Here is a 757-nt window from a genome sequence, read left to right as displayed (position 1 = left end):
CGGGTCCAGATGTCGGTTCGGGCGGGGTTGAACGGGATGCCGGTGATGGTCTCGGTTCGGGCCGACGGGATGTCCATCCCGAGGTCGTGGAGGGCGCGGGCCGCGGCGGGGGTGTCGAATACCTCGGTGGTCGCGGCGTACAGCGCGGCTGAGTTGCCGAGGTCCCGGTCATCTGTGAGTCCCCACCGCTGTAACTGGGTCAGGATCCACAGGCCGAAGTCCTCCCTAGGGAACGGCCGGAAGCCGATCCGGTCGGGCTCCTGCATCGTGCGCCCGGCGCCGTCGGGGTACGTGCCCGTGAGGATCGCGGTGAGCAACTCGGGTTGTTGGTTGAGGAACTGCTCGGTGGCCATCGAGGCCGCGGCCTGAGGCCGGTGAGCGGGGTCGTCCGACCACACCGCGGCGTCGGCGACGGCCCTGGTGAGCGCTCGGTAGGTCACCGGGTTCTCGAATGCCCACTCTTCGGACACGCCGAGGCAGCAGCAGGGGTGACCGTCCCAAAGGTCGCGGGTCAGAGTGAACAGATATCCGGCGCCCCTCGCCACGGCCAGCTGGTTGAACGGATCCGGTCCGAGGAAGCCGTCGATGTTGCCGGTGAGCAGGTTGGCGACCATGTCGGCGGGCCGCAGGATCCGGAGGTCCACGTCGAGGTCGGGGTCGACTCCCCCGGTGGACAGGTAGTGACGTAGCAACAGGTTGTGCATGGAGAAGTCGAAGGGGATGCCCAGCACGAAACCGCGCATGTCCTCCGGGCCAT

General features: G+C 68.0%; 1 protein-coding gene. It reads right to left on the bottom strand.

Features of this window, described 5'->3' with window-relative positions:
• On the bottom strand, positions 1-743 hold a 743-nt coding region (locus IY392_RS18790), incomplete at its 3' end, for an ABC transporter substrate-binding protein (RefSeq protein ID WP_194862045.1).
• Positions 744-757 lie beyond the last annotated feature (14 nt).

It is taken from the genome of Dietzia sp. SYD-A1 (assembly GCF_015356725.1).
In the GTDB taxonomy this organism is placed as follows: domain Bacteria; phylum Actinomycetota; class Actinomycetes; order Mycobacteriales; family Mycobacteriaceae; genus Dietzia.
Note: the sequence above shows the minus strand (reverse complement) of the source record. Positions and strands in the feature narration are given on the sequence as shown.